Below are 17,309 nucleotides of genomic sequence, written 5' to 3'. Positions count from 1 at the left end.
GCCTCAGTTTAGGGGATTGCCTTGTCTTTCACTGAGTAATAACGACGGATGTGTTGTATCGAGAAACAAGGCAGCGAAGGAACTGGGCATCCAGATGGGAGTGCCAATATTTAAAATTAGGGACAAGATAGCGAAATATGGGATCGTAACATTCAGCGCCAATTATGTCCTTTATGGAGACATGTCATCGAGAGTGATGGATTCGCTGGCAATGTTTGCGCCAGATATCGAGGTCTACAGCATTGATGAAGCTTGGCTAGACCTAACTCCCTTCAGCCATCAAAACGTTACGGAATACGCCCATCACATCAAGGATACTGTAAGCCAGTGGACAGGTATACCCGTTTCATTGGGGGTGGCAACTACGAAGACTCTAGCCAAGGTGTCTTTGCAGGTGGCAAAGGAAACATCAAGATATAATAGCGTTTTCAATCTAGATGACTCCCCTGAAGCAGAGAGCATCCTAGCCACATTTCCAGTCGCAGACATCTGGGGGATTGGCCGCCAATACAACAAGTGGCTGAACGCTCAGGGAATTGAGACAGCGAAGGAACTCCGGGATGCTAACGAGGGGCTGATCCGCAAAAAAATGGGGGTGGTGGGAGTGAGGATGATCCACGAGCTGCGGGGTATCTCCTGTTTACCCCTGAAGCTGGTTGCTAAACCGAAAAAGGAAACCTGCGTGTCCCGATCCTTCGGCCAACCTGTGACGAAGTTGGCGGATTTGCAGGAAGCGATCGCAGCCTACGCTTCCAGGGCGGCGGAAAAGTTACGGGAACAAGGGCAGGTGGCAGAGGCAATGGTTGTCTTCGCGCGGACAAGCCCCTTTAAGCCGGGGTATTTTCGTCAATCGGTGACGGTCACGTTCTCCATAGCCACCAACTACACCCCAGCAATTGTGGAGGCTGCCCGGAAAGCGATGGAGCGTATCTATGAACCGGGGCGAGAATTTCAGAAGGCGGGTGTCTTGATGGTGGGTTTAGCCTCAGAGACGACCATACAAGGGCACCTCTGGGAGAAGGATGAGGATTGGGAGAAACGCAAGCGGCTGATGTCAATCATGGATAAGGTCAACGAACGATTCGGGCGAGGGACGCTGGAGATTGCGGCGTCGGGGGTTCGGCAGATCTGGCGGATGCAGTCGAAGTGGCAGTCACCGAGGTATACGACGTGTTGGGCGGAACTGCCGGTGGCGAGTTGTTGAGTGATCCGAAGTATCCAGCCCAGCGAGTGCAGCAGGTGAGTCAAAAGACAACATCATGGCCGCAGTGGAAAAGGCTGGGGCCACTCCCCCGATCTTGCTCCTAGTTGAGAAGTTTATGGATCGGTAAGTCGGTGGATGATCGTTGGATTCTCGATGGAAACTAAGCTAGTGGACTCTTTGGGCATTTTCCAGCGCGTCTCGCAAGCTTCCAATCGCGTTGATGAAATCATATGCCTGCTCAATATCTCTTACTCCATCCGTCCGTCTTAAGCAGTCTTCAAAGGTAAGGCGCTGAGCAATTAATAGCAGCGCTGCCACATGAGTTTGGGAAATTTCGACCGTGATTGTATTTTCCATAGTTATCGCCTTTTGGTAATGACTTTAGGTATTACAGCTATTAAAGACTGCGATCGCAGAATCGATACCTGAACTTTCCCAAAATTTTCCGTGAACGTGTCGAACTTTGGCCGACTCGCTCGGAAATAGATATAGATTGTCCTTGAAAGCAAAGCAATGCGGACTACTAATCTAGACACAAAACTCACCCCGGCAAAAGCAGCGAGAGCCTGGGCTAGGCAGAACCCGGATCGAACAACTCAAATGCAGATGTTTTCGACGACGCACAGGCCACGAAGCAGACATCAATTGACAACTCGCTGGAATTATTTTTGGACTAAAGCCGGAAATGCCTATCAAGAGTCACGGACCAAAGGGGCTATTGGCGTCTGCTGTCTATCGGGGCGGATCATTGTAGAGTATGGAGAACTAATCGATGCTCTGGTCCCCAATCCCCATGCCGGGGAGCCTGAACCTAGATTTGGAAAATCAACTCAAGATGCCTATGCCAAGGTGTTGGGTGCCAGCAGAGAGGCACTTGCTCAAATTGAGGGCGCAATCCCCGCCAATGAGGACAAATTCTGGGAGGTACAGAAGTACGTAGAGCCAGGGAAGGTGCAACCTATCCTACAGAATGTTGCACCTGAGTTAGTGCCCCAATACAGTTCGGATAGCGCTAAGCCGTGTTGGGTATGGCAAAAGCTAATCTTTGCACGTTAGTTCCACTGCCTCTGTGCGCTGGTTTTCTTGAGCGGAACTTTGACCTTGGCTTTTTGACAACTCTGGGATTGCTTCTTCCCAGTCGAGGGGGAAGGGTCTGTTCTAAAATCTCGTGGGCTAGCCAACTGAGAAAAAAGGGAGGTCTTGAGCTGATGTGGATTGAAAGGTGGGAACTGCTCTGCGTACAACTTTGAGGGTGCCCGTGAAACCGATACTCAACGGTGAAATCTCACCTTGTTGTGCGGCTTGGAACATTAGGCACCGAATCGCCCAATGCGCCAGTAACCATCCATACACTTCTTGAATCACTTCACGCGGATTCTTGGAACGAATCGGGGTTTTGCGGCCATTGAGGTGGGTCTTCAATTCATCCAGTGTGTTTTCGACCTCCCATCTTTGGTGGTATTCTTTCGCCAACAATAAAGCTGGGAATAGGGCAATATCCAGCAAGTCCGTGATCAATCGGTAGACCTGGGGGTCGGCCTCGTCCTCAATGGTGTATTCAATGACTCGCACTTGAATGCGGGTGCCTCCTTTTTTCTTGGATTTACGGTCTGGGGCAATCCAACTCAGATAAGACCCGTCTGCAAGGTCTTCGACCCGCTCAAATTTCACATTGGCAGGCACCCGTCCGAGTAGGTGACACTTCTGCTTGAGCGTTGCGTTAACCATCTTGTACGAATGCAGTCCCCGGTCCCACATCAGCAGCATCCCTTCGCTCACAGAACGCAGCAGTTTAATCGCCCTAACTCGTTCTCCCATCCGATAGGGACACATCAGCGCATCCGTGATCAGATGCGTCCCCGCTTCCACCAGAATCACTAACCGAGCTTTAGGAAAAGCTGATTGCTGCTGCCCTCTTGTGAGACACCAACAATCTTTCGTCAAAACCGTAACTTTCTGTTCAAATGCCCCCGCTGGTCCATCCCCAATCTGACTCCGAAAAGCTGTGGCAATCCCCGTCTCTTCATCAATGGCGAAGAAAAAGTAATCCCTAGTCTTGATCATGAGTTGCAATACCGTTTTCGCGATCGCATTATTGGGATTGATCAGAACATTGAAGGTCTGAAAACCATAGAATTCAAAGGCAAAGTGGATCACTTCATATTTGCTGGTTCCGTAAAGGGTATGCCCAAAATTGAAACCCAGATCCGTCACACCTGTTGGAATCATTGGCTCCGGTCGTAGGGCCACAAACCCACATTGCTGATCCTCAACTTCTACCATGCCCAAGGCACAGCAGGGCTTCTCAGCCTGAAGAAGCTCTGTGAGAAATGAGCGATTGACAATCAGGGAGGGCAGGGCTGGACTCATGGTTATCCTGGGAAGGGTGGAGGTGCAACTCCGAGATTGGCAGTAAGTGTAGACTGGGACAACCTTGCTGGAGTAGTATCTATCTAGCCTCAGGTTCCAAACTTGATTCCTGGCTATACAGGCTTGACGACAGTTTTTCCGCCTATTCTCCTCCTTTAGCCTTGCGTTTATATCAGCATACCGTTCGATAGCTATGCTTCGCACTCATAACAGATTAAAGCTGATTGTCAAACCTATCAAGTAGCGTTGTAATCTATTGTGTGTCTTTACAAGCAATAAGGGGTTGTGCAGAATCAGTTGAATACAGTTCAGGTAAATTTGCAGTGAGAATGATTTGACCCTCAGCATTTCGCACCCACCCTTTAGCTTCAACAAGGCTAGTATTCTTGTGGGAAGGTAACGTTGGGGCTTGATTAGGACTTTTAGATGTTATAGCTGGGGGAGATTGAGTATAAGGTGTACGCAAATCTTGCCATACTGTTTGTGCCGTTTGAAGTTCATGTGGTCCGGGAGGTACCCCCCCTCTCCCAACAAAGACAAAACTACTGGTCTTCGAGACATCACGAATATTACAACCCCGCGCAATTTCTTGAGGGGGATCTACGGCTTCCGGTAATTCCGTAAGGCTTGCACTGGGGTCAATTTCAGGGTTAATGATTTCGACTACACCATCAATACCTTTTTCAGAACTTGCGGTAATCTCGCTATCGGGGGATAGAAACAAACCGCGAGTTCTGATAAGGATATTCCCCCCTTTTCCGGTAAAAGCATTGGCTGTGATATCACTATTTTCCAAAGCTACTAACAGGTCAGTATTGATGGTGATATTCCCACCGTCCCCGCCGTTACCAGCAATGCCAGCAGAAGCAGAAATTGTACTATTGCGACGCAGAAGTAATAGATTATCGATATTCAGAAAAATATTACCTCCCTGACCACTAGTAGCGGTTCCTGAGATAAGGCGATTTCTGGGAAAGAACTCACGGAACTTTCGGTCATTTGATGCAAAAGTGATGCATTGAATCTAACTCTGAGCATGCGTGAACAATTAACTCGGAATCACATTAAAGATCTCAGTCATGCCTCCTCGAAAATTTTGGCAAAACATTATGAAATCAGGATGAGATCAGAGAAATCGCTAGTGTTTGGGGTACTAAATCTCCTGAAAACCATAGCAGGAATATGTCCTAGTCAATGACCCTTGACACTCTAGTGGGTGGGTATGGCTATACTGGAGCCAACAGACATCGCAACTAATTCACGCTCGATGTCAATCTAATATTCAGCAAACTGAACAATGATAAAAACTCTTTTCCAACACCCTTGGTTGCGTATCGGAGCTGCAATTCTAGTGACGGGTGGCGTCGGTATAGGCATCTATGCTGCGGTTGCCCCCAAACAGATGCATCACCCTGCAATCGCAGAAAACCTTCCCCCTGAAGCATTGAAAATTACGGCCTTCCGTAGCCCCACCTGCGGTTGTTGCGGGGTTTGGATAGAGCATATGAAGGCTCACGGATTCCAGGTTGAAGATAATATCACTGAGGATCTAGAAGGGGTTAAGCGGGAGCATAATGTACCGGATGATTTAGCGTCTTGCCATACTGCGATCGCAAATGGTTACGTGATTGAAGGCCATATTCCCGCTGCTGATGTTAAACGATTACTGGCTGAGAAGCCTGATGTCGCAGGTATAGCCGTCCCTGGCATGCCAATTGGATCACCGGGGATGGAATCGGGGAATATCAAAGAACCCTATTCTGTATTCACGTTTGATGAGGCAGGGCAGACTACCGTATTTGCAGAACATCATTCCTAAGGCTACTATCCACCCTGGCTTGGCACAAAGTGCTTGCCGCACGAAGAGATATCATCCTAATCTCATAATCTTGTGCCCTAATTGAGAGTAAGGGGGCTGCTAGGACAGCCCCAACATTAGGAGGGGACAGGGATGCAACGTAGGCAATTTCTAGCCTTGTGCGCCAGTAGTGCGGGTTCTGTACTGCTTTCAAGATGCGGTCGTGGTCAAACCCAAACAGCCCCTGAGCCTCAGGTCAAGCGTCCAAAGCTGCACACCAGCCGCAATGGGGTATTGGAACTTGACCTCGAAGCCAGCGCTCGGGAGATTAATTTAGGGGACGAAACCGTGGATTTACTGGCCTATAACGGTCAGATTCCTGGCCCACGGCTGGAAGCAAAACTCGGTGATACCGTGCGGATCCGGTTTCAGAATAATCTGCCAGACCCGACCAACCTGCATTACCATGGCCTGCATATTCCACCCACAGGCAATGCAGACAACGTTTTTCTCAGCGTTGGCAGTGGGGAACAGGTCACCTACGAGTTCTCAATTCCTCAGACGCATTCCGGGGGATTAGCCTACTACCATCCCCATTTACATGGCTATGTTGCGGACCAAATTCTAGGAGGGTTAGGCGGTATTTTCGTCGTCCGAGGCCCGCTGGATGAGATACCTGAAATTCAGGCAGCAGAAGAGATTTTTCTGTTTTTAAAAGACTTTGTGGTTGAACAAGATCGACCCATGATGGGTCGCATGGCGGGTCGGGAGGGGGATCTTGTGACGGTCAATGGTCAGGTCAATCCTTCATTTTCAATTCCCGCAGGTGGGTTGGCGCGGCTGAGGTTGGTCAACGCGTCCAATGCCCGATTTTATCGTTTAGCGCTGGAAAAGCATCCGTTTTATCTGATTGCGACCGATGGTCATCCCTTATCAGTTCCTGTTGAGATGTCGGAACTCCTTTTATCGCCGGGTGAACGAGCTGAAGTCCTTGTGCGTGGGGAGCAAGAACCCGGCGAGTATCGATTATTGGATCTGCCCTACAGCCGAGGGCAGATGGGGATGATGGGCGGCATGATGGGTCAAAATCGCAGGAGACCCGGCATGATGGGTCGGGAACATATGGGGCCAGGAATGATGCACCAAAATGATCAAGACTCCCCTCAGACCTTGGCAACATTGTCCTACTCAGGCCAGGTTGAACCGCAATCTTTACCCCAAAAACTGCTTCCCGTAGATGACCTGGCAAGCCCAACGACTGAACGCAAATTTGCCCTCAATCATGGCATGGTGCCGGGACAGGGAATGGTGTTTTTAATCAATGGCAAGTCTTTTGATCCGCAGCGCATTGATACGGAAGTAGCACTGGACACCATAGAAGATTGGGACATCTCAAATACTGGGGTCATGGATCATCCCTTCCATCTCCACACTAATCCCTTTCAGGTGATTGCCCGAAATGGTAAACCTGAGCCGTATCAAACTTGGAAGGATACGGTCTTAATCCCAACTGGTGAGACGGTGCGGATTCGGATTCCATTCAAAGACTATCCAGGCAAAACTGTTTACCACTGTCATATTCTCGATCATGAGGAACTAGGAATGATGGGCACGATTGAGATGCAAGCTTAGGGATCTGGGAATTAGGCGTGGGTAGATTGAGAAGGAGAAGCCAAATCAGACGATTGCGGGCTCTATTCACCCGCCCAAATGCGATTGCATTTTTGCTGCTCATCGGGTGCTTGCTAGCCTGCTGGTGGATTTATTCTCCGCCCGATCTATCTAGCCCTGAAACCTTCAGGCAAACGGTCATCAACGCAGGCTGGCTAGGTCCATTCGTCTACATAGGCATCGTGGCTCTATCCGTGGTGATTAGTCCGATTCCAGGTGCCCCCATTGCAGTTGCTGCCGGAGCAATATGGGGGTCTCTAGTGGCGGGAATCTACAGCGTCATGGGTGGATTTATTGGTAGCTTGGTTGCTTACTACATTGGCTGTACCTTAGGGCGTTCCACTGTTTACGCTCTCACTGGGAAACTCATCTACTTCTCAAAGGAGCGAGGAGAGCTATATCTTGGCTGGTTGATATTCCTGACTCGTTTACTTCCGGTCTTGTCGTTTGACTTAATGAGCTATGGCGCAGGTATTACCGGACTTTCGCTCCCCATCTACGCCAGCGCTACCTTGTTGGGCATGATTCCTTCAACCCTTCTCCTAACCTACATGGGGTCAGCATTTACAATAGGTCTACCTGCCGGAATTGCCCTGTCTGCTATTTTTCTGATTCTGTTGGTTGGCCTGCCCTGGGGCATTCGGCGCTACAACTGGTTTGGGATGCAAAACATCATCAGAGTTGAATGAGTTGGGAGTTACCGTCTTACCCGAGGTTGACGCTGCTTCAACCACATCAACGTTCCCGTAATGATCAGTACCAGTAGGCCAAGCGCGTTGAGGAATGGGTAGACCAGCTCTAGATTAAATCGACCAAACTTTCCTCGATGAAGGTCCAGCAGCCAGAGAAACTGATCTCCCTTGCCGCTGACAGCCGCCATTTGAAACCCAACGCCAGTGAGTAACGTTAGCAGCAGGGGAACACACATCAATGGGGCAGTTGCTTTGTGTAGGCGGCGGAGGTTCAAGCGAGCGGAACTCATGACTGCAGCCACCGTCTTACAGCAGACAAGCAGACTGGGCCAACTAGAATCAAACCTAAGGAGAGTTCACCCAAACCGAAGGGAAAGCCCATTATGGAACTTGCAAGCGTTGTCTGATCACTTACCACTGACGCTGTAGAAGGTTCTACAGGGATAGGCGACGGCTTGGCAATCTCGGCAGGCTCAGTATGCTGAGACTTTGGCACAGTCTCCGATCCATGAGATGTTGAAGTTTCAGTTTTCTGGCTTTTACTTGAGCGAACGTGACTTTCGCCACTGTGAGCCAAAAGAAAAGCTGCAGTATTTGGCTCTGCCTTTGTGAAACGGTGAAGAGTCATCGATATTCCCTCGTGACGTATTAGTGTTCAAATTAGCTAACGTAAATTTAGGATCGCAGAATAAAGTTCCTATCTCAGAATGATATCCAATCTCCAATCGTACTCAACTCTAGAATAAAAGCCTTACGCCCGCTAGGGCCGAGAAGTCCCCGACGCTTTCTCCTTCTTCTCTAGCCAAGTCAGCGGTTTCAAAGAACTTGCGCTGCCAGTTGATGCCAACGTAAGGAGCAAACTTACGGCTAATCTCATAGCGGAGTCGCAGCCCCAGCTCAATATCATTAAGACCTGAGCCAACACCAAAGTTTTCAACCCTCTGGGCGGCAAGATTGATCTCAGCCTTGGGCTGTAAGATCAAGCGCTGGGTCAGCAACATCTCATATTCTCCCGTGAGTCTGGCTGAAACATCGCCATCCTCGCTAATGAATAGGGAAGCATCCACCTCAAGTAGGTAGGGCGCTAATCCCTGGATGCCGACCACTGCAAAGGCCCGCCCTCGGTCTGGGCCAGGACCATACAAGCGGTCATACCTTAGGCCCGCCTGAAAGTCCCAAAAAGGTGCAACCAGTTGACCGTATAGAGCCTGTACCTCTGCCTCACCGCCAGTGTCCGCCGAGAGGCCCACATCACCTTCTGTTTTGAACCAGAAGCGTCTGATGTCGCCCCCACCCAGCCAATCGCATCCCAGTTCAGCGTCGTTGGGCCATCAACGGTGCGAACCTCCAACTGATCGATTAAGACAAAGGAGAAGGTTTGATTGTCTTTAACGGGCGATGGCCAGTCTTCCTTATCAGTTGTCTGTGGAGTCTCAGATGAGGACTGCGGAGTTTCAGGTGGTTTCTGCGTCAGAGTCTGTGCCAGAGGGCCGTTTGTAAAAGAGGGCTGGGGGGCCTGCCTGCTGGTCTCAAGGAAAAGTGTGGGCGGCTGTATTTTGCTTTCCTCTGTCCTCTCAAATTCTTGGGCGTGAGTGGGCAGCAACGCTCCTGAATTGGAGGTTTCTGCAATTGTCGGTTTTAGGGCGTCTGCGGTAGCGCTAGGCTTCGATGTAAGGGGTGCCAGTTGATCGCCTTCCTCTGCAGAAAGTTCTGCTTCACTAGGGACTTCCAACAGATCGGCTATAGGCAGGTCAGGATTTGCTGAGATTTCAACCTCCTGATGCATTGGCTGTGTTTTAGTCCCCGTTTGCGTCTCCTCAGCCTGTGCTGGTAGAAGACCACTCCCTAGCGTCATCGAGACCAACGTTCCAGAAAGCGCAGTGGCCCAATAACGATGTTGCATCCTCACTCACAATTACCTCTGCAAATTTTCCAACGATAAAGACAGCACGAATCTGCAAGACTGCATCATTCGCTGTCAAAAAGCACATTGTTTTGTGCGAGTTACAGGTACATAGCCAACCTAATTCGCGGGACTCTGCTCAGTGGGGTTATCCGATGTTGTCGAATTCGTTCCCGACTTGTCGTGCTGCATATTGCCCATATCGTGCTGCGTGTTGTTCATGTCTCCAGAACTCACTCCCGGCATGTTGTGCTGCATATCACCCATGTCATGCTGCATGTCTCCAGACTTCATACCCGGCATATCGTGGGGCATATTATGCTGCATCCCATTTCCCATTGGTTGATCTGGGGCTGGAGATTCTGAACCCGTGGTAGCAGGTGCTTCAGTGCCTGTTTGGGTCTTGTTGAGCTGCTGTTCTTCTGCCTGTACCCGAGGGGGAAACACGGCTAGGGCTGCAGCCAACAACAATCCAGCAGTTGCATAGCTTACTTTTTGAACGGTCATGAATTTACCTCTGCAATTTGGTTAGTGACAGAAACGACGCGAAACATTCCCACTTCCATGTGGTAGAGCAAGTGGCAGTGGAAGGCCCAACTACCGGGAGCATCCACCGTGACATCCACCGATACTTTCTCGGCGGGTTTGACATTGAGGGTATGCTTTCGGGGCTGATGAGTCCCAGCCCCATTGACCAGCTCCATCCACATGCCGTGTAGATGAATGGGGTGCTCCATCATGGTGTCGTTGATAAAGGTGAGCCGGAGCCGTTCTCCGTTACGGAAGGGAATTGGCTCCTTCGCTTGTGAATACTTTTTCCCATCAAAGGACCACATGTAGCGCTCCATGTTGCCTGTGAGATGGAGTTCAATTTCTCGCTCAGGCTGTCGCTGGTCCTCTCTGGGGGCAAGACTGCGTAGGTCGCTGTAAAGCAGGACACGGGTTCCCGTATTCTCCAAGCCAATGCCAGGGTCATCGAGGCGACTTTGAAGCATCATCGGCACACCTGCATTACCGGGGCCGTGACCATCAGGACCATGTGGGGTCATATTGCCAGAATTCATACCCGACATGTCATGCTGCATGTTGCCCATATCACCTGATTTCATGCCTGACATGTCGTGCTGCATATGGTTCATGCCGCCTGAACCGTTCCCTGGCATATCGTGCTGCATGTTACCCGTTTCACGTGAGTCCATACCCGACATATCGTGCACCATGCCCATGTCGGCCATTGAGCGCAGGACACGGGGGCGCTGCTCAGGGATAGGAGCCGTCATCCCTTGACGAGGAGCCAAAGTACCACGGGCGTAGCCGCTGCGATCCATTGTCTCGGCAAAAATGGTGTAGGCTTGCTCGTCCTGTGGCTCCACAATTACGTCGTAGGTTTCGGCGACAGCGATGCGAAATTCATCCACAGGGACGGGCTGGATATTCTGACCATCGGCCTGCACAACGGTCATCTTTAGGCCAGGAATCCGCACATCAAAAAAGGTCATGGCGGAAGCATTAATGAACCGCAGACGTACTTTTTCTCCAGGCTGAAACAGTCCCGTCCAGTTTGAACCAGGAGCCATGCCGTTCATCAGATAGGTGTAGGTGGCCCCCGTCACATCCGCGATGTCTGTCGGATCCATTCGCATCCGTTTCCAGGGCAAGTCTTTGAATAGCGTTGCCACTGTGCGCCGATTGTAGTTGTAGTAAGCGCTCATCTTTTTGAGATTAGCCAGAACGCTGTGAGGATTCTCGAAGGTCCAGTCAGAGAGCATTACCACATAGTCTCGCTGATAGTCAAAGGGTTCTGGCTCCAGAGGGTCCACAATCAGGGGACCAAAATGTCCCATTTGCTCCTGTACACCGCTGTGGCTGTGATACCAGTAGGTACCACTTTGCTGAACAGGGAAGCGATAGGTAAACGTCTCTCCTGGCTTGATGCCAGCAAAACTTACTCCCGGTACACCATCCATCTCAGGCGGCAGCAGAATGCCGTGCCAGTGAATTGACGTGTCTTCCTTGAGCCGATTGGTCACTTGGATGGTGGCAGTTTGACCTTCCCGTAGCCGCACTAGAGGACCAGGGATAGAGCCATTTGAAGTGATAGCGGGCGTCTCCTTCTCGGCGATCGCCAGCCTAGTTTTCTGTACTTGAAGGTTGATGATATCGGGATAGGTGCGGCCCTCCCCTACCTCGCGGGCTGTTGCAGCCCGCATCTTGGGTACAAGAGTATCAAGCCCCAATGCAAGGCCCATTCCGGCTGAAAACCGAATAAAGTTGCGCCGGGTAAGGGTTTTGGCAATATAACCCATGACGTTTCGCGACGAATGATAGCTGAATGAACAACGGCTGAAGCTGTAGAAGAAGTAAACATCAGAAAGCCTTTCAACATCTCTCTGATGTTTACAGCAATTTATGGTGTGAGGTTATGAGGAAATATCCTCTCTACTACTGTGAAGCATAAAAATGAAATCAGAATGAGATGCCAGCTACGTTAGTCATAGGTTGCGATTCGAGCCATCCCCAAAGGAATATCTGCTGTCATCTCTACACCTCGCCATGCAATGGGGAAGAGCCACACCTGATTGCTAAACGTTGACGTGCGGACAGCATTTAAGGTGACCTTCAGATTTGTGTCTGGCACAACGGGTTGAGTGAAGGTGACAATTGCTTTGTTCCCCTCAAATGTCGTGCTTGACTCAATTCTTTGACCTGATTGATCCGTGACGGTAATATTTTCGCTGATCTGAATCTGTTCGGGAATATTTACGGTTAGTTGAGATAGAGAATATCCAGAAACATGGATGCCAAAGCGATATTTAGCGGAGGGAACGCGAGGATTCTGAGGAATGGCAGCAGTGGTTGTTAGATGGGGAACCTTGGCATCTTTAAGGACGCCCGCTGCTCGGGCTGCTGTCATAGATATTGTGAGAAATAGGCCAACAGCAGAAGCATAAATAAGAGGTTTCACTATTAATTCTCCTAACTTTTAGAAATAAATTTAGGCTAGTCAAACATGGCATGGTAGCAAGAAAATTCTCAAAAACAAATGAAGAATTCCCTTGAGGAGAAAAAGAGGCATTTGGGAGGCCAATCGCCTCCCAAATCCTGATAGATATGTGTAAATCTTGTCTGAAATCGAGACCTATGAGGCTCTAGCTGGCGGAGTATTAGCTTTGAGGACATGGCAGCCGATAGGAACTTTCTCCACAACTCTTGCTGCCCCATTTGGACCACACACAACTAGCGTTTTGGCAGAGGCATGATCGACTAGGCCAATGCTAAAGAGAGGCACAGTAATTATGACTGCGCCAATTAAAACCTTGATAAATTTCATGGATCTAAGGCTGAATAATGAACTATTTTTAATGTAGATTCCAAAGATGAGATCAGAATGATATTTGATCCTAATTCTGATGTTTTAACAATACTTAAATGATAAAAAGTCTACTCCTTGCTAGAGAGTTGATGTAGCTTGCCTAACGGAACTAGTAGGCAGAGAAAGAATAAAAGTACTACCCTGATCAAGTTGACTTTGCACCGAGATTTTGCCGCCATGTGTTTGGGCGATCGCCTGAACAATCGCCAGCCCCAACCCTGAACCGCCCGTTTGTCGGTTGCGATCGCTATTCACGCGATAAAAGCGGTCAAAGATTTTTGATTGGTATTCAGGGGCAATCCCAATCCCTGTATCCTGCACCCGAATCACCGCCTGCTGCTCCTGCTGATCTAATACGAGGGTGATCTTTCCACCCGCAGGGGTGTACTGAATCGCATTGGTAACTAGATTAAACACGAGCCGATAGAGTTGTGCTTCGTCTCCACTGATCCGCAATGGCTGATCCACTTGAACGTCAGTTAGAAGCTGGATCTTTTTGCTTAAGGCCAGAGCTGCTAACTCTTCAGCAATGTCGTTGACTAAATCTTGCAGGCAGCAAGCTTCATTTTGTATCAGATGTACTTGACGGTCTAATCGAGTCAGCAACAGCAAGTCCTGAATCAGTCGGGACAAGCGCTGATGTTGGCGATCTAGCGTTTGGAGCGTTTCGCGGGCATCAGCTTCCGATAGACAAGGTGTATCTAGAACCGATTCCACCGTGGCTTGGGCTGCAGCAATCGGAGTGCGTAACTCGTGGGCTGCGTCTGCCGTGAACTGCTGCATCTGCTGATATGACTGATGAATCGGTCGCATGGCTCGTCCAGCAAGCCACCAACTAGCGATTCCAACAAAGCCCAGAGCCAAAGGTAAGCCAGTAAATAAAGTCAGTTTGACTAAGGAAACATACCGATCTGAGTCTTTGAGAGAACTACCAACCTGCAGATATCCCCATAGTTGTTCATTGGGGTTTTGCAAGGGCAACGTAACTTGGCGATAGCGAGTCTTGTCTTTGTCCTTGAGGAACTGCCACTCAGACACAGACGAAGCGGATATGAGGCCAGATGGTTTAAGTCCAGCAAGAGCAACAAGATCTTGTGAGGGATCTAGTAGTCGAATGTAGTAGTTGCCCTGGAACATTGCCCCAGGGTTATGATCGGCAGCTCTAGCGGTTTTCGTGCATTGACTGGGGCTATTACAGGGATCAGGTAGGAAACGCTGAGCGCTGGTTGGAATTTCTCCAGGTTGCTGTAGGATTGGCTCTAAGTTGTTGTGAAGTCGGCCTGCGATCGCTAGCAATTCTCGATCTGCTGCCGTCCGGTGGGCATGGTCAATGGCTTCATAGACCCCAAAGCCGCTCAGCGCCAGGATAATACCCATAACCCCGGCATACCAGCTTGCTAGCCGCCAGCGGGTCTGACGAAATAGCTGCTGCTCATTCATGGTCTAAATTCAGACGATAGCCAATCCCGTAGATCGTCTCAATGGCATCGTCACAGCCCCGTTCAGAAAGCTTGCGCCGCAGTTGACGCATCAGCGCAGCCACCACATTACTAACAGCATCAGCATCAGCCCCCCAAAGTTGATTGAGAATCTGATCTCGGCTGACTATTTGCCTCGGATGCTGCATGAAATATTCCAAAAGCTGAAATTCTTTATGGGTTAACAATACATTTTGTGGGTCTTGTCCTTCATTGGTAATCGAGACGTTGTGAGTGCCATAGTCTAGGGTTAGCTGACCGACCTGGAGCTGCTGAGGTTGGAAATGGGGCGATCGCCGCTGCAGCGCCCGCAGTCGGGCCAATAGCTCAATTTTACGAAAGGGTTTGATGAGATAGTCGTCAGCGCCCGCATCTAATCCTGCTGCTGTGTCCTCAGGACGGTCTTTTGCCGTCAGCATCAGCACCGGTAGGGGGCTGTTCTGGGCGCGAAGCCGCTGACACAGTTCAACCCCAGAAAGACCAGGCAATAACCAATCGAAAATGGCTAGCGTGTATTGAGTCCACTGACTTTCGAGATAGCCCCAAGCTTCTAAGCCATCTTGTGCCCAGTCCACGATGTAGGCTTCCTGGGTAAGGGTGCGCTCAATAGCTGCTCCCAGATCGGGTTCATCTTCGACCAATAAGACTCGCATACGGTTACAGCAGAATAGTTGAAATCAAAGGGCAGATATCACCCGGTTGAAGAGAGGGTTGGCTAGTAGACCAGCGATCTCGATATTGTTCCATCTCTGATTTAAATGCCATCATCTTCTGGATCTGAACCTCAAGTTGTTCGATCTTGTCTTGAAGGAGAGATTGAACAAATTCACAAGGTACATCTCCCTGCTGATGCATAGTCAACACCTCATGGATATCCTCCAGAGAAAATCCAAGAGCCTGTGCCTTCTTGATAAACAGCACCTGCTGCACCGCTTCCTGGGGATAATAGCGGTAGCCGTTCTCGCCTCGCTCTGATTCTAGTAAGCCAAGGCTCTCGTAGTAGCGCAACGCCCCCACAGAGGTACTGGTCTGCTTGGAGACCTCACCAATTTTTAAGCGTGTCGCAACAACCATTGAACGGTCCTCTCAGAGTAGCTAACTCAACCTTAAACCCTCTGGTCAGCTATAGGATCAAGGCGGCTCGCATTCCTGTGCGAATATCCCACTATTCTAGGTTGGCAGGACATGATGAGATCAGGATGAGATGAAGGCTTCAGTCCTGTCCAATGCCAGATGCAATGAGTGATTCACGGGAAATGGGCCTTTGGTTTTGGCAACATTCTGCCAGTTGACCGTCAATGACTACTGCTGGAAGGCGGTGGATTCCGTACTGCGCTGCTTTGTCTCGACATTCATTAGCTGCACAGCCTTTGTGTAGATCCCAAACCTGTACCTGGAAATTCAGACGCGGCTAGCCCTCTAACTAGCTCAACGGTAGAATCGCATAGTGGGCACCCAGCGGTAAAAATTTCAATAGAGCGCTCGGCCATATCAATATCCTCAATGGTTCTAGGCTCAGCCTAAACGCTCTACCTGACTTCAAGGTCAAGTCTTTTTCTCGTTAGTGACAGCAGAAACTGTAGATTAGAGTATTCATCAATCCCTATCGCTCTCTTCCTGGTTGCCCTGCCCACTGTGACCTCCATGTCCCCCATGCATAAACAGATGCATCAAAGGACAAACCAGCAGAAACAGCCAGGATAGGGCAGGCGCTTTGGTGACGACCAGGAAGGTCGCCACCCCCAGACAGACTAACAGCGCGATGCCAACTGGCGATCGCCAGCGCCAACGAAAATGCTGAGCCATATTCAGTCTCCTTGTCATCAACTTATGCCGCCACCGATGTCCGGCCACATTGCTCATTGGCAGGAACCGCCTCCATCATTTTCTTGGGATCAGGGAGGTCTAGATGGTTCATAAAGTCAATGAAACCGTTGCGGTCTCGGCCTGCAAACCGAGGATTCCATCGCAGCTCTTCACCCATCGTCGAAACAGTACATCCTCGGTAGTCGTGGGCCGGATAAACGAGCGTGGGGGCCGGTAGCGTAAACAGCTGCTGGGTGACGGAATCGTACAGAATACCTGCATCACCACTCTGGAAATCGGTGCGCCCACACCCCCTGATAAAAAGAGAATCGCCAGTGAGAACTGCGTTGTTGTTGAGGTGATAAGCCATGTGGCTGTCAGTGTGCCCTGGGGTTGCGATCGCCTGAATCACAATCTCACCGAGTTCCAAAATCTCCAGATCCTGAATCTGTCGATCCGCGCAGCTTGCCTGAGCCTGATCGGGGACAATGCCTCGGCAACCCGTCAGTTCCCGCAGCTTGCCAGTGCCAGTGATGTGGTCTGCATGAATATGGGTTTCTAGGCAATAGCGGAGAGTCAGGTCCAGTTCTTTCAGCAATCGGCAGTCTCTCTCTACCTGCTCCAGGACCGGATCAACAAGTATGGCTTCCTTAAGCTTAGGATCTGCAATCAGGTAGGTGTAGGTACTTGATTCACTATCAAACAATTGACGAAACAGCATCGTTTAGCCCTTCAGTTAATTAGATATCTAGGGAACTGCCTTATACCTCGGCTGACCCTTATTTCAAGAACCGGGGTAGACAGCCTCCTTATTGATTAGGCCACATAATTATGAGATAGAAATGAAGTTCTGCTACTGTTTCTTATTGCAAAGTATTACTGTTTTAATCAGCCCAACAGGACTGGGTTGAGAGACATTAAATCGATCAGCATACAAATATGAAATCAGGATGAGATCGCCCTACTGCATTCGATAGATTTTGCCTTTCTAACCTCTGGTAGACGCATCTGCAA

The 17,309-nt window shown here is 49.8% G+C and carries 18 protein-coding genes and 1 pseudogene; 5 read left to right on the top strand and 14 right to left on the bottom strand.

Translation table 11 applies throughout. The annotated features are described in order from the left end of the window. Positions 1 to 16: 16 nt before the first annotated feature. Positions 17 to 1,204 carry a Y-family DNA polymerase gene (locus tag ON05_RS30630; protein WP_396150642.1) on the top strand — a complete coding sequence of 396 codons (1,188 nt, stop codon included), beginning with the start codon at positions 17 to 19 and terminating at the stop codon, positions 1,202 to 1,204. Positions 1,205 to 1,369: 165 nt separating this feature from the next. Here ON05_RS30630 and ON05_RS30625 read toward each other — a convergent pair whose 3' ends face one another. Next, positions 1,370 to 1,561: a hypothetical protein gene (locus ON05_RS30625; protein WP_010482068.1), complete on the bottom strand. Its 192-nt coding sequence runs from the start codon at positions 1,559 to 1,561 to the stop codon at positions 1,370 to 1,372. Between the two features lie 156 nt (positions 1,562 to 1,717). Between ON05_RS30625 and ON05_RS30620 the strand changes: the two genes are divergently transcribed. Next, positions 1,718 to 2,260, top strand: a complete 543-nt coding sequence (locus tag ON05_RS30620; protein WP_010482070.1) for a hypothetical protein — start codon at positions 1,718 to 1,720, stop codon at positions 2,258 to 2,260. 117 nt (positions 2,261 to 2,377) lie between these two features. Here the strand turns inward: ON05_RS30620 and ON05_RS30615 are convergent. Further along, positions 2,378 to 3,175, bottom strand: a pseudogene (locus ON05_RS30615) (IS4 family transposase); the annotation flags it as partial. A 652-nt stretch (positions 3,176 to 3,827) separates the two neighbouring features. Further along, entirely contained in the window at positions 3,828 to 4,370 is a 543-nt protein-coding gene (locus tag ON05_RS30610; RefSeq protein ID WP_010468230.1) for an S-layer family protein, read from the bottom strand. Positions 4,371 to 4,871: 501 nt separating this feature from the next. On the opposite strand from ON05_RS30610, the gene ON05_RS30605 reads away from it, so the two are divergent. From ON05_RS30605 to ON05_RS30595, 3 genes are all read left to right on the top strand, one after another. Beyond that, entirely contained in the window at positions 4,872 to 5,393 is a 522-nt protein-coding gene (locus ON05_RS30605) for a DUF411 domain-containing protein (RefSeq protein WP_010468229.1), read from the top strand. Between the two features lie 132 nt (positions 5,394 to 5,525). After that, positions 5,526 to 7,004 (top strand): multicopper oxidase family protein, encoded by a 1,479-nt coding sequence (locus ON05_RS30600; RefSeq protein ID WP_010474391.1) that lies wholly within the window; start codon positions 5,526 to 5,528, stop codon positions 7,002 to 7,004. Positions 7,005 to 7,096: 92 nt separating this feature from the next. Continuing rightward, positions 7,097 to 7,732, top strand: a complete 636-nt coding sequence (locus tag ON05_RS30595; protein ID WP_236618981.1) for a TVP38/TMEM64 family protein — start codon at positions 7,097 to 7,099, stop codon at positions 7,730 to 7,732. 8 nt (positions 7,733 to 7,740) lie between these two features. Here ON05_RS30595 and ON05_RS30590 read toward each other — a convergent pair whose 3' ends face one another. The 11 genes from ON05_RS30590 to ON05_RS30535 form a co-directional block, all read right to left on the bottom strand. Then, positions 7,741 to 8,025 (bottom strand): PepSY domain-containing protein, encoded by a 285-nt coding sequence (locus tag ON05_RS30590; protein ID WP_010474389.1) that lies wholly within the window; start codon positions 8,023 to 8,025, stop codon positions 7,741 to 7,743. Positions 8,026 to 8,472: 447 nt separating this feature from the next. Continuing rightward, complete coding sequence (locus ON05_RS30585; RefSeq protein WP_262562541.1) at positions 8,473 to 8,985, bottom strand: copper resistance protein B; 513 nt, start codon at positions 8,983 to 8,985, stop codon at positions 8,473 to 8,475. After that, a complete protein-coding gene (locus tag ON05_RS30580) occupies positions 8,892 to 9,638 on the bottom strand; it encodes a copper resistance protein B (RefSeq protein WP_262562540.1) in 747 nt (248 codons plus the stop codon). The genes ON05_RS30585 and ON05_RS30580 overlap by 94 nt, the downstream gene beginning before the upstream one ends. Before the next feature lie 120 nt (positions 9,639 to 9,758). Beyond that, entirely contained in the window at positions 9,759 to 10,145 is a 387-nt protein-coding gene (locus ON05_RS30575; protein WP_010476457.1) for a hypothetical protein, read from the bottom strand. Beyond that, positions 10,142 to 11,944 (bottom strand): copper resistance system multicopper oxidase, encoded by a 1,803-nt coding sequence (locus tag ON05_RS30570; RefSeq protein WP_010476458.1) that lies wholly within the window; start codon positions 11,942 to 11,944, stop codon positions 10,142 to 10,144. Before ON05_RS30570 ends, ON05_RS30575 begins: the two co-directional genes overlap by 4 nt. Positions 11,945 to 12,126: 182 nt before the next feature. Continuing rightward, positions 12,127 to 12,603, bottom strand: a complete 477-nt coding sequence (locus ON05_RS30565; protein WP_010476459.1) for a DUF2808 domain-containing protein — start codon at positions 12,601 to 12,603, stop codon at positions 12,127 to 12,129. Between the two features lie 486 nt (positions 12,604 to 13,089). Beyond that, positions 13,090 to 14,451, bottom strand: a complete 1,362-nt coding sequence (gene rppB, locus ON05_RS30560; RefSeq protein ID WP_010476460.1) for a two-component system sensor histidine kinase RppB — start codon at positions 14,449 to 14,451, stop codon at positions 13,090 to 13,092. Then, positions 14,444 to 15,142 carry a two-component system response regulator RppA gene (rppA, locus tag ON05_RS30555; protein ID WP_010476461.1) on the bottom strand — a complete coding sequence of 233 codons (699 nt, stop codon included), beginning with the start codon at positions 15,140 to 15,142 and terminating at the stop codon, positions 14,444 to 14,446. Before rppA ends, rppB begins: the two co-directional genes overlap by 8 nt. A 4-nt stretch (positions 15,143 to 15,146) precedes the next feature. Further along, entirely contained in the window at positions 15,147 to 15,563 is a 417-nt protein-coding gene (locus ON05_RS30550) for a heavy metal-responsive transcriptional regulator (RefSeq protein WP_010476462.1), read from the bottom strand. 522 nt (positions 15,564 to 16,085) lie between these two features. Next, positions 16,086 to 16,295: a DUF2933 domain-containing protein gene (locus ON05_RS30540; protein ID WP_010476463.1), complete on the bottom strand. Its 210-nt coding sequence runs from the start codon at positions 16,293 to 16,295 to the stop codon at positions 16,086 to 16,088. 22 nt (positions 16,296 to 16,317) lie between these two features. Beyond that, entirely contained in the window at positions 16,318 to 17,016 is a 699-nt protein-coding gene (locus ON05_RS30535) for an MBL fold metallo-hydrolase (protein WP_010476464.1), read from the bottom strand. Positions 17,017 to 17,309: the final 293 nt, after the last annotated feature.

The organism is Acaryochloris sp. CCMEE 5410 (assembly GCF_000238775.2).
Lineage (GTDB): Bacteria > Cyanobacteriota > Cyanobacteriia > Thermosynechococcales > Thermosynechococcaceae > Acaryochloris.
Note: the sequence above shows the minus strand (reverse complement) of the source record. Positions and strands in the feature narration are given on the sequence as shown.